At 61.8% G+C, this 22,050-nt stretch carries 21 protein-coding genes; 12 read left to right on the plus strand and 9 right to left on the minus strand.

Annotated features, from left to right (window positions below):
* Positions 1–104: 104 nt before the first annotated feature.
* From ACVWYU_RS05760 to fabI, 6 genes are read left to right on the plus strand one after another with little or no spacing between them, the layout of a single operon-like run.
* The gene (locus ACVWYU_RS05760) at positions 105–1,919 is read left to right on the plus strand and encodes an extracellular solute-binding protein (protein WP_390959977.1); all 1,815 of its coding nucleotides are present in this window, start codon (positions 105–107) and stop codon (positions 1,917–1,919) included.
* Positions 1,916–3,757, plus strand: coding sequence for an extracellular solute-binding protein (locus ACVWYU_RS05765; RefSeq protein ID WP_247255740.1), 1,842 nt, complete (start codon positions 1,916–1,918; stop codon positions 3,755–3,757). The genes ACVWYU_RS05760 and ACVWYU_RS05765 overlap by 4 nt, the downstream gene beginning before the upstream one ends.
* Before the next feature lie 4 nt (positions 3,758–3,761).
* On the plus strand, positions 3,762–4,835 hold the full coding sequence (locus ACVWYU_RS05770; protein WP_090320812.1) for a microcin C ABC transporter permease YejB: 1,074 nt from the start codon (positions 3,762–3,764) through the stop codon (positions 4,833–4,835).
* A gap of 1 nt (position 4,836) precedes the next feature.
* Complete coding sequence (locus tag ACVWYU_RS05775; protein WP_247255739.1) at positions 4,837–5,856, plus strand: ABC transporter permease; 1,020 nt, start codon at positions 4,837–4,839, stop codon at positions 5,854–5,856.
* Between the two features lies 1 nt (position 5,857).
* Positions 5,858–7,468: an ABC transporter ATP-binding protein gene (locus tag ACVWYU_RS05780; protein WP_457372187.1), complete on the plus strand. Its 1,611-nt coding sequence runs from the start codon at positions 5,858–5,860 to the stop codon at positions 7,466–7,468.
* Positions 7,469–7,489: 21 nt separating this feature from the next.
* Positions 7,490–8,284: an enoyl-ACP reductase FabI gene (fabI, locus tag ACVWYU_RS05785; protein ID WP_007937760.1), complete on the plus strand. Its 795-nt coding sequence runs from the start codon at positions 7,490–7,492 to the stop codon at positions 8,282–8,284.
* Between the two features lie 174 nt (positions 8,285–8,458).
* Here the strand turns inward: fabI and ACVWYU_RS05790 are convergent, their stop codons facing one another.
* Complete coding sequence (locus ACVWYU_RS05790; protein WP_457372188.1) at positions 8,459–9,325, minus strand: LysR family transcriptional regulator; 867 nt, start codon at positions 9,323–9,325, stop codon at positions 8,459–8,461.
* Positions 9,326–9,436: 111 nt separating this feature from the next.
* Between ACVWYU_RS05790 and ACVWYU_RS05795 the strand changes: the two genes are divergently transcribed.
* Positions 9,437–9,862 carry a VOC family protein gene (locus ACVWYU_RS05795; protein WP_130210701.1) on the plus strand — a complete coding sequence of 142 codons (426 nt, stop codon included), beginning with the start codon at positions 9,437–9,439 and terminating at the stop codon, positions 9,860–9,862.
* Positions 9,863–9,995: 133 nt separating this feature from the next.
* On the opposite strand, the gene ACVWYU_RS05800 is transcribed toward ACVWYU_RS05795, so the two are convergent.
* The 6 genes from ACVWYU_RS05800 to ACVWYU_RS05825 form a co-directional block, all read right to left on the minus strand.
* Positions 9,996–10,577 carry a GGDEF domain-containing protein gene (locus ACVWYU_RS05800; protein ID WP_247258225.1) on the minus strand — a complete coding sequence of 194 codons (582 nt, stop codon included), beginning with the start codon at positions 10,575–10,577 and terminating at the stop codon, positions 9,996–9,998.
* A gap of 74 nt (positions 10,578–10,651) precedes the next feature.
* Complete coding sequence (locus tag ACVWYU_RS05805) at positions 10,652–11,230, minus strand: hypothetical protein (protein WP_247258224.1); 579 nt, start codon at positions 11,228–11,230, stop codon at positions 10,652–10,654.
* Between the two features lies 1 nt (position 11,231).
* A complete protein-coding gene (locus ACVWYU_RS05810; RefSeq protein WP_457372189.1) occupies positions 11,232–13,400 on the minus strand; it encodes a molybdopterin cofactor-binding domain-containing protein in 2,169 nt (722 codons plus the stop codon).
* A gap of 7 nt (positions 13,401–13,407) precedes the next feature.
* A complete protein-coding gene (locus ACVWYU_RS05815) occupies positions 13,408–13,863 on the minus strand; it encodes a (2Fe-2S)-binding protein (protein WP_090320788.1) in 456 nt (151 codons plus the stop codon).
* A 199-nt stretch (positions 13,864–14,062) separates the two neighbouring features.
* Positions 14,063–15,217: an NnrS family protein gene (locus ACVWYU_RS05820; protein ID WP_457372190.1), complete on the minus strand. Its 1,155-nt coding sequence runs from the start codon at positions 15,215–15,217 to the stop codon at positions 14,063–14,065.
* A complete protein-coding gene (locus ACVWYU_RS05825; protein ID WP_090320782.1) occupies positions 15,217–15,465 on the minus strand; it encodes a transmembrane sensor/regulator PpyR in 249 nt (82 codons plus the stop codon). Before ACVWYU_RS05825 ends, ACVWYU_RS05820 begins: the two co-directional genes overlap by 1 nt.
* Positions 15,466–15,731: 266 nt before the next feature.
* On the opposite strand from ACVWYU_RS05825, the gene ACVWYU_RS05830 reads away from it, so the two are divergent.
* Both ACVWYU_RS05830 and ACVWYU_RS05835 read left to right on the plus strand, forming a co-directional pair.
* Positions 15,732–16,235, plus strand: a complete 504-nt coding sequence (locus tag ACVWYU_RS05830) for a VOC family protein (RefSeq protein ID WP_247258221.1) — start codon at positions 15,732–15,734, stop codon at positions 16,233–16,235.
* A 33-nt stretch (positions 16,236–16,268) separates the two neighbouring features.
* Positions 16,269–17,102 carry a helix-turn-helix domain-containing protein gene (locus tag ACVWYU_RS05835; protein WP_457372191.1) on the plus strand — a complete coding sequence of 278 codons (834 nt, stop codon included), beginning with the start codon at positions 16,269–16,271 and terminating at the stop codon, positions 17,100–17,102.
* 78 nt (positions 17,103–17,180) lie between these two features.
* On the opposite strand, the gene ACVWYU_RS05840 is transcribed toward ACVWYU_RS05835, so the two are convergent.
* Entirely contained in the window at positions 17,181–17,768 is a 588-nt protein-coding gene (locus ACVWYU_RS05840) for a LysE family translocator (protein ID WP_090320770.1), read from the minus strand.
* 76 nt (positions 17,769–17,844) lie between these two features.
* Positions 17,845–19,176, minus strand: a complete 1,332-nt coding sequence (locus tag ACVWYU_RS05845) for an aminotransferase-like domain-containing protein (protein WP_457372192.1) — start codon at positions 19,174–19,176, stop codon at positions 17,845–17,847.
* A gap of 89 nt (positions 19,177–19,265) precedes the next feature.
* Between ACVWYU_RS05845 and ACVWYU_RS05850 the strand changes: the two genes are divergently transcribed.
* The 3 genes from ACVWYU_RS05850 to ACVWYU_RS05860 all read left to right on the plus strand — a co-directional run bounded on the left by ACVWYU_RS05850 (position 19,266) and on the right by ACVWYU_RS05860 (position 22,012).
* Complete coding sequence (locus ACVWYU_RS05850) at positions 19,266–20,162, plus strand: DMT family transporter (RefSeq protein WP_247258218.1); 897 nt, start codon at positions 19,266–19,268, stop codon at positions 20,160–20,162.
* Positions 20,163–20,252: 90 nt separating this feature from the next.
* Entirely contained in the window at positions 20,253–20,873 is a 621-nt protein-coding gene (locus ACVWYU_RS05855; RefSeq protein WP_390956342.1) for a LysE family translocator, read from the plus strand.
* Between the two features lie 98 nt (positions 20,874–20,971).
* Entirely contained in the window at positions 20,972–22,012 is a 1,041-nt protein-coding gene (locus ACVWYU_RS05860) for a DMT family transporter (protein WP_457372193.1), read from the plus strand.
* Positions 22,013–22,050: the final 38 nt, after the last annotated feature.

The raw sequence follows: 22,050 nt of genomic DNA on the forward strand, positions 1-22,050 counted from the left end.
GCTTTAAACCCCTGTCTTTTTCCTGTCCAGACAAGCTGTTACTGTACGGCCCACAAAGCCCAAGCCGCCTGGATCGGATCTCTGACTTGAAGCGTCCCCTCCTCCTGCTCCTGATCAGCCTGGCCTTGAGCTCCACCGCAAGCGCGACGATCAGCGAAAGCCATGGTTATGCGCAGTTCGGCACGCTCAAGTATCCGGCCAGATTTACCCACTTCGACTGGGTCAACCCGCAAGCGCCCAAGGGCGGTACGTTGCGGGTGATGGCATTTGGCACCTTCGATACGCTCAACCCCTACACCTTCAAGGGCACCAGCCCGGTGACTACGCCGAACTTCCTGCAATACGGCATCAACGAACTCAACGAACCGCTGATGGTCGGCACCGGCCAGTACGCCCCCTCCGGTGACGAGCCGACATCCAGTTATGGCCTGATAGCCCAGTCGGTGGAGTACAACGAGGACCGCAGCTGGGTGGTGTTCAACCTGCGCCCCGAAGCGCGCTTCCACGATGGCACGCCGATCACCGCCTACGACGTGGCGTTCTCCTACCGTCTGCTGCTCAAGGAAGGTCATCCGCAGTACCGCACCAACCTGCAGGAAGTGTCGCGGGTCGATATCCTCAACCCGCAGCGCATACGGTTCGTCTTCAAGCGCGCCGGCAATCCGCTGCTGATCCTGCGCCTGGGCGAGTTGCCGGTCCTGCCGCAACACTACTGGAAGGGTCGCGATTTCAAGGCCACCACCTTCGAGCCCCCGCTGGGCAGCGGACCGTATCGCATCACGTCGGTGACACCGGGACGGCAGATCGTTTTCGAGCGGGTCAAGGACTATTGGGGCAAGGATCTGGCCGTCAATCGAGGCAAGTACAATTTCGACCGCATGGAAGTCGAGTTCTACCGCGACAGCGATGTGGCATTCGAAGCGTTCAAGGCCGGCGAGTTCGACATCTATATCGAGCACCAGGCGAAGAACTGGGACACCGGCTACAACTTCCCGGCGATCCGCCGCGGTGAAGTGATCAAGGCGCAGATCCCGCACCAGATTCCGACCCAGAGCCAGGGCCTGTTCATGAACAGCCGCCGCCCGACGTTCTCTGACGTGAAGGTTCGTGAAGCGTTGGGCTTGATGTTCGACTTCGAATGGACCAACCGCACGCTGTTCAGCGGCGCCTACCAGCGCGCCATGAGCTATTACCCCAACAGCGAGTTCTCCGCCACCGGGCTGCCGGTCGGGCATGAATGGCTGATGCTCAAACCCTGGCGCGAGCAGTTGCCCGCCAGGCTGTTCACCGAGCCCTTCAGCCTGCCGCAGACCCAAGGTGCCGGCATTCCCCGGGAAACCCTGCGCAGAGCCCTGGGGCTGCTCGCCGAGGCCGGCTGGAAGCTCAACGGCCAACGCCTGCAAAACGCCGCCGGACAACCGCTGCGCCTGGAGATCCTGCTGGTCAACCCGAACCTGGAACGCATTCTTCAGCCCTATGTCGAGAACCTGACCAGCATCGGCATCGACGCGCGGCTGCGAACGGTCGATCGTGCGCAGTACAAGCAGCGCCTCGACCAGTTCGACTTCGACATGATTCTGATGACGCTCAACCAGACCCTCAGCCCGGGCCTTGAACAGTGGCAGTACTTCCACTCCAGCCAGGCCGGGGTCAAGGGCAGCAAGAATTACGCAGGCATCGCCAATCCAGTGGTCGACCATCTGCTCGAACAACTGCTCGCCGCCAAGAGTCGCGATGAGCAAGTCGCCGCCGGCCGGGCTCTGGATCGGGTACTGCTGTGGCAGCACTACAGCATTCCCAACTGGTACCTCAACTATCATCGCCTGGCCTACCGCAACCGGCTGGCCTTCGTCACCACACCGCCCTACACCCTGGGCCTGAGCGCGTGGTGGCTGAAATCTTCGGAGAAAGATCAATGAAACCTGCAAGCGCCCTGCTCCTGCAGGCCAGCGCCCTGTTGTTCGCCGGGCTGGCCTGTGCCGCCCCGCAGCATGCCCTGACCCTGTACAACGAGCCGCCAAAGTACCCGGCCGATTTCAAGCACTTCGATTACGTCAACCCGGACGCCCCAAAGGGAGGAAAATTCCGCCAGGCCGGGTTCGGCGGCTTCGACAGCCTCAACCCGTTCATCAGCAAGGGGGTGGCCGCCGACGACATCAATCTGATCTACGACACCCTGACCAAACATGGCCTGGACGAACCCTTCACCGAATACGGCCTGGTCGCCGGCAAGATCGAGAAGGCACCGGACAATACCTGGGTGCGTTTCTACCTGCGCCCGGAAGCGCGATTCCATGATGGTCATCCGATACGCGCCGAAGATGTGGTGTTCAGCTTCCAGACCCTGATCAAGGATGGCGCCCCGATGTACCGCGGCTACTACAGCGATGTCGACGAAGTGGTCGCCGAAGATCCGCTCACGGTGTTGTTCAAGTTCAAGCACAACAACAACCGCGAACTGCCGCTGATCCTCGGTCAGTTGCCGGTCCTGCCCAAGCATTGGTGGGCGACCCGCGATTTCAACAAGGGCAACCTCGAAATCCCCCTGGGCAGTGGCCCCTATCGGGTCAGCGAAGTGAAGGCCGGGCGTTCGGTGCGCTATGAGCGGGTCAAGGACTACTGGGGCAAGGACCTGCCGGCCAACCGTGGTTTCTACAATTTCGACGTGATGACCACCGACTACTACCGCGACAACACCGTCGCGCTGGAGGCGCTCAAGGCCGGGCAGTTCGACTACTGGCTGGAAATGACCGCCAAGAACTGGGCCAACGCCTACAACATCCCGGCGGTCACCGAGGGCCGCCTGATCAAGGAGCAGATCCCCAACGGCAACCCCACCGGCATGCAAGGCTTCGTGTTCAACCTGCGTCGCCCGCTGTTCCAGGACGTGCGAGTGCGCCAGGCCCTGACGCTGTTGCTGGACTTCGAGTGGACCAACAAGCAATTGTTCAACGGCGCCTACGCGCGAACCCGCAGCTATTTCGAGAACTCGGAAATGGCCGCCACCGGGCTGCCCGATGCCGATCAACTGGCGATCCTCGATCCGTTCCGCGGCAAGATCCCCGAACAGGTGTTCAGCGAAGCCTTCCAGAACCCGATTACCGATGGCAGCGGCATGATCCGCACCCAGCAGCGCAAGGCCTATCAACTGCTGCAAGAGGCCGGCTGGCGCATCGTCGATGACAAAATGGTCGATACCACCGGTAAACCGGTGAAGATCGAGTTCCTGCTGGCCCAGACCGAGTTCGAGCGGGTGCTGCTGCCGTTCAAGCGCAACCTGAGCGACCTGGGCATCGACCTGGTGATCCGCCGGGTCGACGTCTCGCAGTACATCAACCGCGTGCGCTCGCGGGACTTCGACATGATCGTCGGCAGCTTCCCGCAGTCCAACTCACCGGGCAACGAACAGCGCGAGTTCTGGATGACCGCTGCCGCCGACAAACCCGGCAGCCGCAACACCATGGGCCTCAAGGATCCGGTGGTGGACCAACTGGTCGAACAACTGATCAACGCCGATTCGCGCAAAAGCCTGGTGGCCCATGCCCGGGCACTGGACCGGGTGTTGCAATGGGGCTATTACGTGATTCCCAACTGGCACATCAAGACCTGGCGCGTGGCCTACTGGAACCACATCGGCCATCCCAAGGTCTCGCCTAAATACGACATCGGCACCGCCACCTGGTGGGTCAAGCCCGATGCCAAACCTGCAATAGAGATCGAAACCAAATTGCAAGCCGACCCTGCGGGCACGGAGTAATCAGATGCTGGCGTATATTTTTCGGCGACTGCTGCTGATCATCCCGACCTTGTTCGGCATTTTGCTGATCAACTTCGTGATCATCCAGGCCGCCCCTGGCGGGCCGGTGGAGCAAATGATCGCCAAGCTCGAAGGTTTCGAAGGCGCCACCAGCCGCATCGCCGGTGGCGGTGCCGAAGTCTCGGTGGCCGGCTCGGCCTATCGCGGCGCCCAAGGGCTGGACCCGGCCCTGATCAAGGAAATCGAGCACATGTACGGCTTCGACAAGTCGGCACCGGAACGCTTGTGGATCATGGTCAAGAACTATGCGTCCCTGGATTTCGGCGACAGCTTCTTCCGCGACGCCAAGGTCATCGACCTGATCAAGGAAAAGATGCCGGTGTCGATCTCCCTGGGGCTGTGGAGCACCCTGATCATGTACCTGGTGTCGATTCCCCTGGGAATCGCCAAGGCGACGCGCCACGGCAGTCACTTCGACGTCTGGACCAGTTCGGCGATCATCGTCGGCTACGCCATCCCGGCGTTCCTGTTCGCCATCCTGCTGATCGTGGTGTTTGCCGGCGGCAGTTACCTCGACTGGTTCCCCTTGCGCGGGCTCACGTCGAACAACTTCGATGAACTGAGCATGGGCGGCAAGGTGCTCGATTACTTCTGGCACCTGGCGCTGCCGGTGACCGCACTGGTGATCGGCAACTTCGCGACCATGACCCTGCTGACCAAAAACAGCTTCCTCGACGAAATCAACAAGCAATACGTGGTCACCGCCAAGGCCAAGGGCCTGACCCACCATCGCGTGCTCTACGGCCATGTGTTCCGCAACGCCATGCTGCTGGTGATCGCCGGGTTCCCGTCGGCGTTCATCGGCATCTTCTTCACCGGTTCGCTGCTGGTCGAAGTGATCTTCTCCCTCGACGGCCTCGGCCTGATGAGTTTTGAAGCGGCGATCAACCGCGATTACCCGGTGGTTTTTGGCACCCTGTTCATCTTCACCCTGCTGGGGCTGGTGGTGAAACTGATCGGCGACCTCACCTACACCTTTGTCGATCCGCGCATCGACTTCGAAAGCCGGGAGCATTGAGATGAACCTGTCCCCGCTCAATCGCCGCCGTTTCGAGCTGTTCAAGGCCAACAAGCGTGGCTGGTGGTCGCTTTGGCTGTTTCTGATCCTGTTCGGTGCCAGCCTTGGCGCCGAATTGATCGCCAATGACAAACCCCTGGTGGTGCATTACGACAACCACTGGTACTTCCCGGCGCTCAAGCGCTACCCGGAAACCACCTTTGGTGGCGAATTCCCGCTGGAGGCCAACTACAAGAGCCCGTACATCCGCGAACTGCTCAAGGCCAAGGACGCCTGGGTGTTGTGGGCGCCGATTCCCTACAGCTACCAGAGCATCAATTACGACCTGAAAGTGCCGGCACCGGCCCCCCCGTCGACCGATAACCTCCTCGGCACCGACGACCAGGGTCGTGACGTGCTGGCTCGGGTGATCTACGGCTTCCGCATTTCGGTGTTGTTTGCCCTGACGCTGACCCTGTTCAGTTCGCTGATCGGCGTCATCGCCGGTGCCTTGCAGGGGTTCTACGGTGGCTGGGTCGATCTGGCCGGCCAGCGGTTCCTGGAAATCTGGTCCGGGTTGCCGGTGCTCTATCTGCTGATCATCCTGGCCAGTTTCGTCCAGCCGAATTTCTGGTGGTTGCTGGGCATCATGCTGCTGTTTTCCTGGATGAGCCTGGTGGACGTGGTGCGCGCCGAATTCCTGCGCGGGCGTAATCTGGAATACGTGCGCGCGGCCCGGGCCCTGGGCATGCAAAACGGTGCGATCATGTTCCGCCATATCCTGCCCAACGCCATGGTCTCGACCATGACCTTCATGCCGTTCATCCTGACCGGCGCCATCGGTACCCTGACCGCCCTGGATTTCCTCGGCTTCGGCCTGCCGGCGGGCAGCCCGTCCCTGGGTGAACTGGTGGCCCAGGGCAAATCCAACCTGCAGGCGCCCTGGCTCGGCATGAGCGCGTTTGCGGTGCTGGCCTTGATGTTGAGTTTGCTGGTGTTTATCGGCGAGTCCGCTCGCGATGCCTTCGACCCGAGGAAGTGAAATGAATCAGGACAATCTGATCGAAGTGCGCGACCTCGCCGTCGAATTCGTCGTCGGCGACCACTGCCAGCGCGTGGTCGAAGGGGTCAGCTTCGACATCAAACGCGGTGAAACCCTGGCCCTGGTGGGCGAAAGCGGGTCCGGCAAATCGGTGACCGCCCACTCGATCCTGCGTCTGCTGCCCTACCCGCTCGCGCGGCATCCATCGGGCACCATCGCCTATTCCGGGCAGGATCTGCTGAGCCTGAAAGAAAAAACCATCCGGCACATCCGCGGCAACCGGATCGCGATGATCTTCCAGGAGCCGATGACCTCGCTCAACCCGCTGCACTCGATCGAGAAACAGATCAACGAGGTACTGGGCATCCACAAGGGGCTGATTGGTAAAGTCGCGACCAAGCGTACCCTGGAGCTGCTGGAAATGGTCGGCATCCCCGAGCCGCACAAGCGCCTCAAGGCCCTGCCCCATGAGTTGTCCGGCGGTCAACGTCAGCGCGTGATGATCGCCATGGCCCTGGCCAACGAGCCAGAGCTGCTGATCGCCGACGAGCCAACCACCGCCCTGGACGTAACCGTTCAGCTGAAAATCCTCGAATTGCTCAAGGAATTACAGGCCCGCCTGGGCATGGCATTGCTGCTGATCAGCCACGATTTGAACCTGGTGAAAAGAATTGCGCATCGCGTATGTGTCATGCAGCGCGGTTGCATCGTCGAACAGGCATCGTGCGAAGAGTTGTTCCGCGCACCGCAGCATCCGTACACTCGCATCCTGCTGGCCGCAGAGCCCAGCGGCACGCCGGCAACCAACGTGGTTGGCCCGCCGTTGCTGACGGTCGAGGACCTGAAAGTCTGGTTCCCGATCAAGAAAGGCCTGCTGAAAAAGACGGTGGATTACGTCAAGGCGGTGGATGGCATCAATTTCAGCCTGCCTCAGGGGCAGACCCTGGGGATTGTGGGAGAAAGCGGTTCCGGCAAATCGACATTGGGTCTGGCGATCCTGCGGTTGATCGGCAGCAAAGGCGCCATCCGTTTTGAAGGCAAACAGCTAGACTGCCTGACGCAACAACAGGTGCGGCCGTTGCGCAGGGAGATGCAGGTGGTGTTTCAGGACCCCTTCGGCAGCCTGAGCCCGCGCATGTGCGTGAGCCAGATCGTCGGCGAGGGCCTGCGGATCCACAAGATGGGCACCGAGGCGGAACAGGAACAAGCAATCATTGCGGCACTCAAGGAGGTAGGTCTGGACCCGGAAACCCGGCACCGCTACCCCCACGAATTTTCCGGTGGGCAGCGGCAGAGAATCGCCATTGCCCGGGCATTAGTGCTAAAACCGGCGTTGATTCTGCTGGACGAGCCGACTTCGGCCCTCGACCGCACCGTGCAACGCCAAGTGGTGGAGCTTTTGCGTTCACTGCAAAGCAAGTACAACCTGACGTATCTGTTTATCAGCCATGACCTGGCTGTCGTCAAAGCGCTGAGCCACCAGCTGATGGTGGTCAAGCATGGCCAAGTGGTCGAACAGGGAGACGCGCAAAGCATTTTTGCCGCCCCCCAACATCCGTATACACAGCAGTTGCTGGAAGCCGCTTTCCTGGCTCCAGCCACTGCGCAATAACCTGAAAGAGAGGAGCAACACATGGGTTTTCTCGCCGGTAAGCGCGTACTGATCGTCGGTGTCGCCAGCAAGCTGTCCATCGCATCCGGCATCGCTGCCGCCATGCATCGCGAGGGCGCTGAGCTTGCCTTCACTTATCAGAACGACAAACTGAAAGGTCGTGTCGAAGAGTTCGCACAAGGCTGGGGTTCGAGCCCTGAGCTGTGCTTCCCGTGCGACGTGGCCAGCGATGCGGAAATCGCCAAGGTTTTCGAAGAGCTGAGCAAGAAGTGGGACGGCCTGGATTGCATCGTGCACTCCGTCGGCTTCGCCCCGGGCGACCAACTGGACGGCGACTTCACCGAAGCCACCACCCGTGAAGGTTTCCGTATCGCTCACGACATCAGCGCCTACAGCTTCGTGGCCCTGGCCAAGGCCGGTCGCGAGATGATGAAAGGCCGCAACGGCAGCCTGCTGACCCTGTCGTACCTGGGCGCCGAGCGCACCATGCCGAACTACAACGTCATGGGCATGGCCAAGGCCTCCCTGGAAGCCGGCGTACGTTACCTGGCCGGCTCCCTGGGCCCGGACGGCACCCGCGTCAACTGCGTATCGGCTGGCCCGATCCGTACCCTCGCCGCTTCCGGCATCAAGAACTTCCGCAAGATGCTGGCCGCCAACGAAGCGCAAACCCCGCTGCGTCGCAACGTCACCATCGAAGAAGTCGGCAACGCCGGCGCCTTCCTGTGCTCGGACCTGGCGTCCGGCATCAGCGGTGAAATCATGTACGTGGACGGTGGCTTCAACACCACGGCCATGGGCAACATCGAAGAGTGATCTTCGGTTAGCCGATAAAAAGGACCCGCCTCTTCAGGCGGGTTTTTTGTGCCTGTGATGTCAGGACGGCACGCCCTTTGTAGGAGCGAGCCTGCTCGCGATGGTCGTTAACGATGATGCGTTTTGTTAGGATGAAACGGGGTGGTCTGAAGTCCATCGCGAGCAGGCTCGCTCCTACAGGGGGTTGTGCATGAGGCAGTCTGCAAACAACTGCTGAATCGGCTGAGTCCGCTGGCCATAGCGCTGCAACAGCACAATTTCGCGATAAAACGTCAACTCACCCAAGCGGACCACCCTGACCTTCGCCCCGTGCTCGAGCCATAAACCGGCTTCGGGAAGGAGCGAAATCCCCAAACCGCATTCGACCATCTTGACGATGGCTTCCAGCTCATCCAGCTCCAGCGCCACCTGCACATCAATCTGCTGTTCACGCAGAAACCGGGTCACCAGGCGTCCACCGAACGAGTTGCGGTCGTAGCGTACGTGAGGATGCTCGGCGAGCAACTGCAGCGGCTCGTCGCCTTCAAGTTCCGCCGGGACGATCAAAACAAAGGGCTCGCGGCGAATGACTTGTGCCGACAGTTCCTTGGGCAGGTCGAACGGTGGCTTGATCAGGATCGCCAGATCGACTTCGCCAGTGTCCACCTGGCTCAGCAGATTGAGCGACACCCCCGGCACCAGTTTCGGCTCCAGCAACGGCGCTTGCTGACGCAAACGCAGCAGCGCCTGGGGCAGCAATCCGGTCTGGGCCGTGGCCACCGCGCCGATTTTCAGCTCGCCACGGTATTCGCTGACATCGTCGCTGACCGCCATGCGGCTGAAGGTGTCCAGGATCTCGCGGGCCATGGGCAACGCGCGCTGCCCCGCCGCATTGAGCAGCGCCTGACGTCCGGTGCGATCGAACAAGCGAATGCCGAGGGCCTGTTCCAGATTGCGCATCTGCGCACTGATGGCCGACTGTGTCAGGCCGATATGCAGGCCCGCGGCCGCAAACGTGCCGTAACGCGTCACCGCGATAAAGGTTTTCAGTTCCCGCAGCATAGGGCCCCCGATTGATCGAAATAATTTGAGCTCGGCGCAAAAACTATCGTCTTTTAATCGAAAAGCACAGGACTACACTCAGCCTGAATTCAGCAGATGGAGGCCCACCCGATGCAACTCTCCCCGTTTCACCTCGCCATTCCCGTCTATGACCTGCCGGCCGCGCGGCACTTCTATGGCAGCGTGTTCGGTCTGGAAGAAGGTCGCTCCAGCGAGCACTGGGTCGATTTCAATTTTTTCGGACACCAGTTAGTGATTCACCTGGCACCGAAAAACGCGACCCAGGAAGCCGCCCACACCAACGCCGTGGACGGCCATGACGTGCCGGTGCCGCATTTTGGCGTGGTACTGGGCATGACGGAGTGGGAGGCGCTGGCCGAACGGCTGAAGTCGCTGGGGACGCGCTTTGTGATCGAACCGGGCATTCGTTTTCAGGGACTGGTGGGTGAGCAGGCGACCATGTTTCTGTTTGATCCCTGCGGCAATGCGCTGGAATTCAAGGCGTTCAAGGATATCGGGCAGTTGTTTGCCAAATAAGCGGTGACAGCAAGAACGCCTTCGCGGGCAAGCCCGCTCCCACAGTGATTTCTGTCGTTCACACGAGCGGTGTACACCAAGCCTCTGTGGGAGCGGGCTTGCCCGCGAAGGGGCCAGTCCAGCCAATACACTTCTAGCGGCCCAACACCGATTCCGCCTCAACCAAAAGCTCTTCAATCGAGCCATGCTGCACAGTGTCGTACTCGATCTGCCCCATGCTGAAGCGGATGTCATAACCGCGATGCACCGTGGCGTTGCGCTCGTCGAGCATTTCTTCGAGTCGCGCCTTGATCGCCTTGATGTCCACCGCGCTGGAACCGGTCAGCAAGGCGACGAAGGTGGCGCCTTCCAGTCGACCGATCACATCACTTTCCCTGAAGCCAATGCGCAGCACGTCGGCAAAGGTTTTCAGGGCATCGTCGCCCTCGGCGCGACCGAACAGGTAGTTGATGCGCTTGAACTCATCGAGGTTGAAAAACAGCAGGGTCGCCGGCCGGCCCAGTTGCTGGCAGACGTTCAGCCCCAGTTGGGCCAATGCAATGAACCCGTGCCGATTGGACAGCAGCGTCAACTCATCCATGCTCGCCATCTGCACGCCGATCACTTCCTGCTCAGCCTGGCGGGCCAGGTCGCGAAGCAGTTCGCGCTCCTGCAATGGCGTGCGCAAAGGGTCTGCGCAGACGCTTGATGGGTAAGTCTTGCCTGGGATCAGCATAAGTTGCTCCTGTGGCGACTATGTACTTTAGAGTCGCACAGAACCGGTTTGACTCCCGGTTGAGGCACCGTTGGTCAGCTACCCAGCGGACATGGCCCTCCCGCGTCCGCCCACACCTTGAATTGCTCGACGAAAATATCGTGGGGCACCGGCACGGGCTCGCGATTGCCCCCGGGATTCCAGCCCCACAACACCAATTTGTCCTCGCTGACGTGCTTGATCAGCGCCGCGAAATCACGATCGCCGTTGCTGGAACGGTCCTTGATCATGGCGCACAACTTGTCGGGTGGCAGGCCAATCCAGGCCATTTTGTGCGCCGCCGGTGGCAGGCTCCAATGGGGCGCCCCCGGTGGTGCCTTGGGGCCATAACTGGGCGGTGGATTGGCCTCGGCGTGGCAGGTCGCGCAGGGCAACCCGGCTGCGCCCTTGCCATCCAAGCCACGCACCACATTCATCCCATGGGGTTTTCCGGCGTCGAACTGCAACGGCGAATCGCCGGGAATGTGGCAGTTCTGGCAACGCGGGCTCTGGAAAACCTTCTGCACGGTTTCGAAGGCTTTCAAGGCTTCGCGATCATCGGCAAACAGCTCGGTGGCATAGATAAAAAGGCAAATCAGCAATAACGAGCCCAGCAACCAGTGATGTCGTTTCATCTCACACCCCCGACAACTGCAGCGGCAATTCACGCAGGCGCTGGCCGGTCAAGGCAAACACCGCGTTGGCCACGGCCGGCGCCGTGGGCGGCACGCCCGCCTCGCCGATGCCACCGGGTTTATCGCTGCTGGGCAGGATATGCACCTCCACTACCGGCATCTCGTTGAGCCGCAACACCTGATAGTCGTGGTAGTTCGACTGCACCACTTGCCCGTCCTTGAAGGTCAGTTTGCTGTGCAAGGTAAAGCCGAGGCCAAAGGTGATGCACGATTCCATCTGCGCCGCGATGCTCTGCGGGTTGACCGCAATCCCGCAGTCCACCGCGCACACCACCCGATGCACGCGGATCGCCAGGTTGTCCTGGGACACCTCGGCAACCTGCGCCACGTAACTGCCGAAAGACTCATGCACCGCCACACCCAAGGCGTGGCCCTGGGGCAGTGGCGCCTTCCAGTTGGCTTTCTCCACCGCCAGGTTCAACACACCGAGGTGTCGCGGATGGTCCTTGAGCAAGGTACGGCGATACTCCACCGGGTCCTTGCCCGCCGCTGTCGCCAGTTCGTCGATCAACGACTCCATGACAAACGCCGTGTGACTGTGCCCCACCGAACGCAACCACAGCACACTGATACCGGTTTGCGGCGAATGCAGTTCGACTTGATGATTGGCCAGCCCTTCGAGGTAGGGACTGTCCGCCACGCCTTCGACCGAGGTCTTGTCGATGCCGTTCTTGACCATTGCGGCTTCGAGGGAGGTGCCTGCCATGATCGACTGCCCGACCATCACATGCTTCCACGCCAGCGGCAGGCCGTCGGCCCCCAGACCAATACGTGCCCGATGCAGGAACGCCGAGCGGTAATAGCCGCCGCGAATGTCGTCCTCCCGCGCCCACACGGTTTTCACCGGCCCGCCCGCTGCCTTGGCCACCTGCACCGCTTCAGCGACAAAGTCCGAAGTCGGGTTGGCACGCCGGCCAAAACCGCCGCCCAGAAATTCGGTATGGATTTGCACCTGCTCCGGTTTGAGCCCGGTGATTTTCCCGGCGATCATCTGATCGAGGGTCTGGAACTGGGTACCGGTCCAGATCTCGCACTTGTCGGGGGTGATCTTCACCGTGCAGTTCAGCGGCTCCATGGGCGCATGGGCCAGGTACGGCACGCTGTACTCGACATCGATGGTTTTGCTCGCCTTTGCCAGTGCCGCCTGGGTGTCGCCGGCCTGGCTGGCGGGAAGGCCCGGCGTGGCGGCGAGCTTGCGGAAACTTTCCAGCAGTTTTTGACTGTCCAGACCGGTGTTCGGCCCCAGGTCCCACTCGACCGTCAGCGCATCGCGCCCCAGCTTGGCCGCCCAGTAATGCTCGGCAATCACCGCCACGCCGGTCGGCACCTGCACCACTTTGAGCACCCCCGGGATCGCCAGCGCGCCGGCGCCTTCGAAGGATTTGACGCTGCCGCCGAATACCGGCGACCGGGCGACCATCGCGGTCATCAAACCATCGAATTGCACGTCCATGCCGAACTTCGCGCGCCCGGTGATTTTTTCCGGGGTGTCCAGGCGTTTGGTGGGCTTGCCGATGAATTTCCAGTCCTTGGCGTCCTTCAGCTTGATCGATACCGGATCCGGCACCGGCAGTTTGCCGGCATCATCGGCCAGTTCGCCGTAGCTGACGCGCTGGTCACCGGCAATGACCATCCCCGATTCGGTGCGGATCCCGGACGGCGCCACGTTGAAACGCTTGGCTGCGGCCTCGATCAACATCAATCGCGCGGCGGCACCGGCCTGGCGGTAGCGGTCGAACTCCATCCAGGTCGAGGTCGAGCCGCCGGTGATCTGCATTCCGCCAAACCCGGCCAGGCCATAGTCCTTGGCCGAGGCCGGGGAATGTTCGACGCGGATTTTCGACCAGTCGGCGTCCAGCTCTTCAGCGATCAGCATGGTCAGGCCGGTCCAGATACCCTGGCCCATTTCCGAATGGCCGAGCAGCACGGTGACGCTGTTGTCATTGCCAATGCGCAGGAATGCATTCGGTGCGAACACGTTGCCCTGGTTGTCCGCGCCCCGGGCAAACCGATGGGCGCCGGGGATGACAAACGCCACCACCAGGCCGCCGCCCAGCGCCGTGGCGCCCTTGAGGAAACCACGACGGGATAACGCAGTGATGCTGTCCATGGCCACCTCAACCCAACTCGGCGGCGCGTTTGATCGCGGCGCGAATGCGTGGATAGGTGCCGCAACGACAAATGTTGCCGGACAGTGCCTGATCGATGTCGCTGTCAGTCGGTTTCGGGATCTTCGCCAGCAGCGCCGCCGCCGACATGATCTGCCCGGACTGACAGTAACCGCACTGCACCACATCGAGTTCGGCCCAGGCTTGTTGCACCGGGTGCGAGCCGTCGGTGGACAGGCCTTCGATGGTGAGGATTTTCTGCCCGTGGGCCACGGCCGTCGCGGGCGTGATGCACGAGCGCAGCGGCGCGCCGTCGATGTGCACGGTGCAGGCGCCGCACTGGGCCATGCCACAACCGAATTTGGTTCCGGTCAGGTGCGCAACGTCGCGTAGAACCCAGAGCAACGGCATGTCCGCGGGGACATCCAGTTCCTGGTCCTTGCCATTGATGTTCAGGGTCAGCATTGCGATGGTCCTCAGACTCAAGGTGTTCTGAAGAGCGCGCGTCTTGGGAAAGGTGATTTTTAAGGGAGTGAAGCGAATCTACGCGCGCCGGGTTATCCTTACAGCTAAGCGCAATTTGACCAGCAGGCTGAATCGTATCGACCATCGGTCGTCCAGAACGCAGAGCTGCAGGAGCCGGCTGGCCGGCGCCAACCGATATCTAAACCCGTGGCTTGAGCAAAACCCCGGTATAACCCAACAGGAACAGGCCGAACGCCGAACACCAAAGCAGCGCCGCCAACCCCAGCCCCACACCGGAAAACGGCACCAGCAGCACCCGCGACACACCCGCCAGCAGCACCAGGGCAAACCCCGCGACCATCGCCTTCGAAGGCAGCAGCGGCCGCCCGGTATGGCCGAGGCTGACCCGGGCTATCATCGCCAGAATCAGCCCGCCGATTGCGCCAACCGCCAGCGCATGGGTGGCCAGACTCTGTTGCAGCATCAGCCCGGCGTGCCATAACGCCATCGCCACGACCGCCACGACCAGCCAGGCATAGGCCACATATAGCGACCACAGCAGAGGCACCCGCCACATTGCGCGGTCATGCCAGCGCCACAGCCGCCACAGGTGCAACACCCCGATCAGCACAAACAACAGCGACAACCATGGCCTTGGCGCGTCATTCAGGCCGACGGCAACGCTCACGGCGGCCAGCAAGCCACTGACCAGCAGCACCCGGGTCGGCAACGGGCTGGACGCAGGCGCGGGCGGACGATTCAGCCCGCGTTGAATGAAGAACGGGATCACTCGCCCACCGATCACACTCATCAACGCCGCCACCAGCCACAGTGCCGCCAGCACACCACGCCGTTGCAAGCCATCGTCATGGGTCTGCAGCCCCCACAGCGTCATCACCTGACACCCGGCGAGCAAGCTGATCATCAGCAAAATCGGGTAGTTATCGCGTTTACCTGCCGCCAACAAATCGCGCCCCAGCACCCAGGCCAGCAGCGGCAGAAACGGCGGTTGAAATACCAGGACCAACGAAGAAGAAATCGGCATCAGCCACGCCAGTCGCGCCAGCAGCCACACCAACACCAGCCCGATCAGCGGCCAGCCGTTTAGCCCCCGGCGTCCCGTCCAGTTCGGCACCGCTGTCAGCAGAAAGCCGGCAATGATTGCCACGGCAAACCCGAACGGCATTTCGTGTCGATGCCAGGCGAGCATGCCGCCGACCGGTTCAACGCCGGGCCATTGGCCGTACAGCCACAGCCCCCAGATGGCCACCGCCAGCGCGGCAAACGCGGCTCCCGCCAGAAAGAACGGGCGAAAACCGAGACTGAAAACGGGCCTGGCTGCGAAATTGCCCATCAGGCCAGCGCCCTGGCCACAGGCTTGCTCAACCGATGCTGGGCCAGCAAGCGCATGACGTAACCGACTTTCAGCAGGGTTGGCCCGATGATGGTCATGGCGTGCATGGCGACCAGCGCAACGATCGGCAGATGACCGTTATAGAGGTAAGCGCCGTAGATCCCGGCGAGCAGCATGGCCAGGCCCGTGCCGAGCACACGGCTCGAGAGGTGCAGAACATTCTGAGGATGGCTGAAAAAGTCGAACATTTTCCGTACTCCTGAAGGTATTCAGTTGTACATGAGGCGTATCAAGTCCCGTGCCAGAACTTTAACCCCGACAAATCAGCCATCTGCGCCGCGAAGAGTCATTCCGACTACCGCACCAAATAGTCCTAATGACTCATTTAGCGGTCATATTGACTATATCCAGCCAAAAAAACACGAAGAACTTGTCGATCTACGGCACCGCCAGACGACCAGAGGCTGGCTACGCTGATAGTCCAGCCCACAAAAACCTGCCAGGGAGACCCGCCATGCTACACGTACCCAAAATCACCCCGTGCCTGTGGTTCGACGGCCAGGCCGAAGAAGCCGCCAAGTTCTACTGTGCGATCTTCGATCATGCAAAAATCACCGCCATCACCCATTACGGCAAGGCCGGCCAGGAATTCCACGGCCGGGAAGTCGGTTCGGTAATGACTGTCAGCTTTGAACTCGACGGGCAGACCTTTACCGGCCTCAACGGGGGCCCGAATTTCAAATTCAACGAAGCGGTCTCGTTCCAGGTCAATTGTCAGACCCAGGAAGAAGTCGACCATTTCTGGGGACGCCTGTCGGCGGGCGGGCCGGTCGAAGCGCAGCAATGCGGCTGGCTCAAGGACAAGTTCGGCGTGTCCTGGCAAATCGTGCCCGTGGCAATGATGGAAATGATCAAAGACCCCGACACGGCAAAATCCCAGCGCGCCATGCAGGCGATGATGCACATGAAAAAACTCGATATTGCCGCGCTGCAACGAGCCTTTGATGGCGAGAGCTAATACACTCCGACGCTGAACTGCCAAGGACTGACCATGAAGCTCACCACGCCCAAGGCCTGCGACAAGGCCCCGCGCTTCTGGCGCGACGATGCCCTGCCCTTCATCGAAGCGCGCTCCATCGCCGACGGGCGCGAGGTCTGTTACAGCCGGCATGCCCACGAACACTTCTCCATCGGCGCCATCACCGCCGGGCGCAGCACCTACATCCACGAGCAATCGCAGTTCGAAGTCAGCACCGGCACCGTGGTGCTGATGAACCCCGGCGATGTCCATGCCTGCAATCCAATCGACGACCAGCCCTGGTCGTACCTGATGCTGTACGTCGAAACTGAGTGGCTCACCGATTTGCAGCACCAGCTCGGGTTCAGTGACGATCTGGCGTTTCGCCGCTTTGCCCTCACCCACACTGCCGACGCCAGCCTGTTTGATGGGCTGAAGGCCTTGTATGAGGTGCTGGTCGATCCGCAGCAGGACGTGCTGCGCAAGCAGAGCACGGCCGTGGAGTTTTTCAGCGACGTGCAGCTGCGCCTCAACCCGACCGATCCACCGCTGCGCGAACCGAACTTCAAACTGGAACGCGCCGCCGATTTCATCCGCGATCACTGCACGCAAATGCTCAAGCTCGAAGACATCTGCGAAGCGGCACAGCTGTCACCGTCCTACCTGATCCGCGCGTTCAAGCAGCATTACGGCATGACGCCCCACGCCTTCCTGGTCAACCGGCGCATCCAGTTCGCCCGGGACCAACTGCGCCATGGCAAGTTGATCGCCGATGTCGCACTGGAAGCAGGATTCGCCGATCAGGCGCACTTTCAACGGGCGTTTAAACAGCATCTGGCGGCGACGCCGGGGCAGTATCGGGGGTGAGCCCTATGGCTATGGCAATGAGCTTCCTGTGGCGAGGGCGCTCGCCACAGATACACATCAACACAACAGACCTGCCCGTCATTCGGCAATCAGGTAAACCGCACTGACCGCCAGCATCAACGCCATCACCCGGTTAAACCAGCGCATGCCCGCCGGGTTGTCGAGGTAGCCGCGCAAAAACGTCCCGGCGTAGGCCCAGCAGCCGACGGACAGGTAGCAAATCACCAGGTACACCGCCGCAAATTGCCAGACCAGCCGCGCCTCGCCATCGGCGACAAACGCCCCCATACCAGCCACGCAGGCCAGCCAGGCTTTCGGGTTGAGCCATTGCATCACGGCGCCATACAGCATCGACGGCGCACGGTTTGCGTCCTTCGCCTCAAGCTGCCCATTGTCGGCGGCGAGCTTGTACGCCATGTACAACAGGAACGCCACGCCCGCCCACTGCACCACCCGGGTCATCGCCGGCCACAGTCGCAACACCTCATGCAACCCCAGCCCCATCAACACCAGAAGCAACACAAAGCCCAGGGTCGCCCCGGCCACATGCCGCTGACTGGCACGAAAGCCGAAGCGCGCCCCGGAACTCAACGCCACGATATTCACCGGCCCCGGCGTAATCGAAGCGGCCAACGCAAACGCCGCCATGGACATCATCAGACTCATCGCACACCTGTTCCTGTCAGTTGAACCAGGCCCCAAGGTAAAGCGCCTGCTGGCGTGCGTATTGAAGAAAACTGCCCTAGGCGTAAAAGCCGACCACCCTTTTCACTTTCACCAGCGCCTGGCGCAGCGAGTCCATGTCCACCGAGCCCAGCGCCAGGCGGATCGCGTGGGGTACATGGGCCGAGATCGCAAAGGGGTCGGCCGGCGAGACCGAGACCTGCTCGCGCATCAAGGCCATGGCGATCTGGTCGGCGCGGGCATCGTCGGTCAGTGGCAGCCAGATGAAATAGGAAGACGGATGAGTGACGGTCCTGAGTCCCGCCAGCTCCCTGCGCGCCAGGGCCTGCCTGGCCTGGGCGTCCGCACGCTTCTGTGCTTCGAGCTTGAGGACGGTGCCGTCGTCGAGCCAGGCGCAGGCGATGGCGGTCATCACGCCGGGCGTGTTCCAGGTGGTCGCCATGATCGTGCGCTCGAAGGCCGCGACCCAGGGCGCGGGCGCGGCAATGAATCCGACGCGCAAGCCGGTGGCGATATTCTTCGACAGGCCTGAAACGTACACCGTCCTTTCCGGCGCCATCGACGCCAGGGGTGGCGGAACGTCTTCGGCCAGAAAGGCGTAGGCCGCGTCTTCGATGATCTTCAGATCATGCTTGCGTGCGATCGACACCAACTGCTCCCGCTGGTCGGCGGCCATCACCCAGCCCAAGGGGTTGTGCAGCGTTGGCATCGTGTACAGAGCCCGAACCGAACGGGTCCGGCACAAGGCTTCGAGGGCAGCCAGATCAGGGCCCTTGTCCGTGACCGGAATGGGCAACAGCTCCAGATGCAGGGTTTCGGCCAGTGTCTTGAAACCGGGGTATGTCAACGCATCAGCAGCGATCACATCGCCGGGCTTGAGCAAGGTCATCAAGGTCACCGCCAGACCGTGCTGGGCGCCACTGACGATCATGACCTGTTCGGCCGGCACGTTGAGCCCGCGCTCAATCAGGTGCCGCGCCACCGAGGCCCGTTCGTGCAGACGCCCCGCGTGGGGCTGGTAACGCAGCAGCGCTTCCAGGTCACCGGACAACGCCAGCTGCCGCAGGGCATTGCGCAACAGATCGGCCTGCCCGGGCAACGACGGATAGTTGAAGTTGAGGTCGATCATCCCCGCCGCGACCACCGACTGGGCGATGCCTTGCCCGGGCGGCAGCGACGTCTCCCGGACAAAGGTACCGCGCCCGGTTTCGCCGCTGACCAGACCCATGCGCTCAAGCTCGGCGTACACCCGGCTCGCCGTGACCAGCGCCAGGCCTTGCTCGGTGGCGAGCTGCCGGTGAGTCGGCAAGCGCGTGCCGGGCGACAGGCGACCGGAGCGGATGTCGGCGGCAAAGGCGTCTACCAGGGATTTGTAGCGGGAACGAGGCATGTCGAGTTGTATCCATGACAATTTTTTGATTGTACCGATAGTCGATCATAGGATGGCTTTCGTGCAACCAGACTTTGAGCGAGAGCGCGATGGAACGGACTTCGAACCTGCAACACCAGACGCTGCACAGCCATGCCAGCGGCTGGATCAATGGCCTGATCGGCGTGCTGATCTTCAGCGGATCGCTGCCAGCAACGCGGGTGGCGGTACTGGAATTCGATCCGGTATTCCTCACCGTCGCCCGCGCCACCCTCGCGGCGATCCTGGCACTGTGCCTGTTGCTGCTGTTCAAGGAAAAACGCCCCGCGCGCCAGCAACTGCTGCCCTTGGCCATCGTGGCGTCAGGTGTAGTGGTCGGCTTTCCCTTGCTGACGGCACTGGCGCTGCAGTACGTGACCTCGGCCCATTCCATCGTATTCGTCGGCCTGTTGCCGCTGGCGACTGCGGTGTTCGGCGTCTTGCGCGGTGGCGAGCGGCCCCGACCGGTGTTCTGGGTGTTCTCGGTGCTCGGCAGCCTGTTGGTCGTTGGCTTCGCGGTCTCCCAAGGCCTGACCGCTTCGCCCCAGGGTGATTTGCTGATGCTGCTGGCGATCCTGGCTTGCGGCCTCGGCTATGCCGAAGGCGCGAAGCTGTCCAGGACGCTGGGTGGCTGGCAGGTGATTTGCTGGGCGCTGGTGTTGGCGCTGCCGGTCATGGCGCTGGTGACGTGGTGGCGGGCGCCGGCAACCTTTGCCAACATCAGCGCGCCCGCCTGGTTCAGCCTGGCGTATGTGTCGCTGTTCAGCATGTTGATCGGTTTTGTGTTCTGGTACCGCGGCCTCGCCCAGGGTGGAATCGCCGCCGTTGGCCAACTGCAATTGCTGCAGCCGTTTTTCGGCCTGACGCTGGCGGCAACCTTGCTGCACGAACACGTCAGCCTGGGCATGCTCGGGGTGACGGTCGCGGTGATCCTCTGCGTCGCCGGGGCGAAAAAATGCGCCCGTTAACCACTGATACGGCACTTTAGGTCAGTGACTGTACGGGGCGGCCCCTTCGAGGGCTGTGATAAAAATACGCTCTCGTCACTGGAGCCGATCATGGACCTCGCCACCCTCTCCCTCTTTCTCCCGGCCTGCTTCGCCCTGAACATGGCGCCCGGCCCGAACAACCTGCTGTCGGTGAGCAACTCGACCCGCTACGGCTATCGCACCGCGTGCCTGGCCGGCGTCGGCCGCCTGCTGGCGTTCGCCGGGATGATCGCCCTGGCCTCGGCCGGTCTGGCGGTGGTGCTGCAAACCTCGGAACTGTTGTTCTACGGGATCAAGATTCTCGGTGCGGCGTACCTGTTCTACCTGGCCTGGCAGTTGTGGCGCGCCGACCCCGGCGTTACGAGCGTAGTGACCGGCGCGCCCGTGGGTATGCTGGCGCTGGCCCGGCAAGAGTTCCTGGTGGCAGCGGGCAACCCGAAGGCGATCCTGATCTTCACCGCGTTCTTGCCGCAGTTCGTTGACTCGACCCGCGCCATCACCCCGCAATTCGCGGTGTTGGGCGCCCTGTTCCTGATACTGGAATGGATCGCCATCGCTGCCTACGCCTACATGGGCCTGCACATGCGTCGCTGGTTCGCCAAGCCGTCGGGCAAGCGCATCTTCAACCGCTGCTGCGCGGGGCTGCTGTCGGCGGCGGCTTCGGTGTTGTTGATGGCGCGTCGGGCCTGAGCCGTTTTCATTCATGGCCTTCTGCGCCAGCATGGATCGGCAACCGCGCCTGTGACTAAATAGGTCATCCCGCCATTGCCGTGAAAGCCAGGCCCCAAATGAACATAAGCATTCTGTATGCCCTTGCCGCCGCTGCGCTCTTTGGTGCAAGTACACCGTTGGCCAAGCTGCTGGGGCTGAACCTTTCGCCCATCCTCCTGGCCGGGCTGCTGTACATGGGCAGCGGCCTGGGACTGAGCGTCGCCCGATTGATCCGCGACCGTGGCTGGCGCCCCAGCGGGCTGACCGCTGCGGAATGGCCCTGGCTGATCGGCGCAATTGCCTTTGGCGGGATTCTCGGCCCCGTGGCCTTGATGTTCGGCTTGACCTCAACCTCTGGCGCCACAGCCTCCTTGATGCTGAACCTCGAATCCGTGCTGACCGCCGTGCTGGCGTGGGTGGTGTTTAAAGAGAACGCCGACCGACGCATCGTCCTCGGCATGCTGGCGATCGTTGCAGGGGGCGTGCTGCTGGCCTGGCCACAGGGAGCGGTTCACGCCCAGGGCTGGACCGGACCGCTGTTGGTCGCCCTGGCCTGTGCCTGTTGGGCTATCGATAACAACCTGACGCGCAAAGTCTCAGCCTCCGACGCGCTGTTCATTGCGGGTGTAAAGGGTTTGTGCGCCGGGTTGGTGAACTGCTCCCTGGCGCTGTCACTCGGCGCATCGTTGCCACAGATGACGGTACTGGGCCCAACCCTGATCGTCGGTTTCCTCGGTTACGGTATCAGCCTGGTGTTGTTTGTGCTGGCCTTGCGCGGGCTGGGATCGGCACGCACGGGCGCCTACTTTTCCACCGCGCCGTTCCTCGGCGCCGCCATAGCCATCCTGCTGCTGGGCGAATCGGTGACGGCGAGTTTTTGGGCGGCCTCATTGCTGATGGGCCTGGGGGTCTGGATTCATCTCAAGGAAAGCCATGCCCATGAGCATGAACACCAGGCACTGCTTCACCGACATCGACACGTCCACGATGAACACCACCAACACGAACATGAATTTGAGTGGGACGGCACCGAACCCCACAGCCATGAACACCAACACACGCCCATGCGGCACAGTCACGCGCACTTTCCAGACATCCATCATCGTCACAAGCACTAGTCGAGCACCGGCAGGGCCTGACGGATCGCTGCTTGAAA

The sequence above is a fragment of the Pseudomonas sp. TE12234 genome (genome assembly GCF_054061835.1).

Bases quoted from the DNA above. Each gene is read 5' to 3' on its own strand.
- ACVWYU_RS05765 (WP_247255740.1), top strand. From the start codon at position 1,916: ATGAAACCTGCAAGCGCCCTGCTCCTGCAGGCCAGCGCCCTGTTGTTC.
- ACVWYU_RS05770 (WP_090320812.1), top strand. From the start codon at position 3,762: ATGCTGGCGTATATTTTTCGGCGACTGCTGCTGATCATCCCGACCTTG.
- ACVWYU_RS05775 (WP_247255739.1), top strand. From the start codon at position 4,837: ATGAACCTGTCCCCGCTCAATCGCCGCCGTTTCGAGCTGTTCAAGGCC.
- ACVWYU_RS05780 (WP_457372187.1), top strand. From the start codon at position 5,858: ATGAATCAGGACAATCTGATCGAAGTGCGCGACCTCGCCGTCGAATTC.
- fabI (WP_007937760.1), top strand. From the start codon at position 7,490: ATGGGTTTTCTCGCCGGTAAGCGCGTACTGATCGTCGGTGTCGCCAGC.
- ACVWYU_RS05790 (WP_457372188.1), bottom strand. From the start codon at position 9,325: ATGCTGCGGGAACTGAAAACCTTTATCGCGGTGACGCGTTACGGCACG.
- ACVWYU_RS05795 (WP_130210701.1), top strand. From the start codon at position 9,437: ATGCAACTCTCCCCGTTTCACCTCGCCATTCCCGTCTATGACCTGCCG.
- ACVWYU_RS05800 (WP_247258225.1), bottom strand. From the start codon at position 10,577: ATGCTGATCCCAGGCAAGACTTACCCATCAAGCGTCTGCGCAGACCCT.
- ACVWYU_RS05805 (WP_247258224.1), bottom strand. From the start codon at position 11,230: ATGAAACGACATCACTGGTTGCTGGGCTCGTTATTGCTGATTTGCCTT.
- ACVWYU_RS05810 (WP_457372189.1), bottom strand. From the start codon at position 13,400: ATGGACAGCATCACTGCGTTATCCCGTCGTGGTTTCCTCAAGGGCGCC.
- ACVWYU_RS05815 (WP_090320788.1), bottom strand. From the start codon at position 13,863: ATGCTGACCCTGAACATCAATGGCAAGGACCAGGAACTGGATGTCCCC.
- ACVWYU_RS05820 (WP_457372190.1), bottom strand. From the start codon at position 15,217: ATGGGCAATTTCGCAGCCAGGCCCGTTTTCAGTCTCGGTTTTCGCCCG.
- ACVWYU_RS05825 (WP_090320782.1), bottom strand. From the start codon at position 15,465: ATGTTCGACTTTTTCAGCCATCCTCAGAATGTTCTGCACCTCTCGAGC.
- ACVWYU_RS05830 (WP_247258221.1), top strand. From the start codon at position 15,732: ATGCTACACGTACCCAAAATCACCCCGTGCCTGTGGTTCGACGGCCAG.
- ACVWYU_RS05835 (WP_457372191.1), top strand. From the start codon at position 16,269: ATGAAGCTCACCACGCCCAAGGCCTGCGACAAGGCCCCGCGCTTCTGG.
- ACVWYU_RS05840 (WP_090320770.1), bottom strand. From the start codon at position 17,768: ATGAGTCTGATGATGTCCATGGCGGCGTTTGCGTTGGCCGCTTCGATT.
- ACVWYU_RS05845 (WP_457372192.1), bottom strand. From the start codon at position 19,176: ATGCCTCGTTCCCGCTACAAATCCCTGGTAGACGCCTTTGCCGCCGAC.
- ACVWYU_RS05850 (WP_247258218.1), top strand. From the start codon at position 19,266: ATGGAACGGACTTCGAACCTGCAACACCAGACGCTGCACAGCCATGCC.
- ACVWYU_RS05855 (WP_390956342.1), top strand. From the start codon at position 20,253: ATGGACCTCGCCACCCTCTCCCTCTTTCTCCCGGCCTGCTTCGCCCTG.
- ACVWYU_RS05860 (WP_457372193.1), top strand. From the start codon at position 20,972: ATGAACATAAGCATTCTGTATGCCCTTGCCGCCGCTGCGCTCTTTGGT.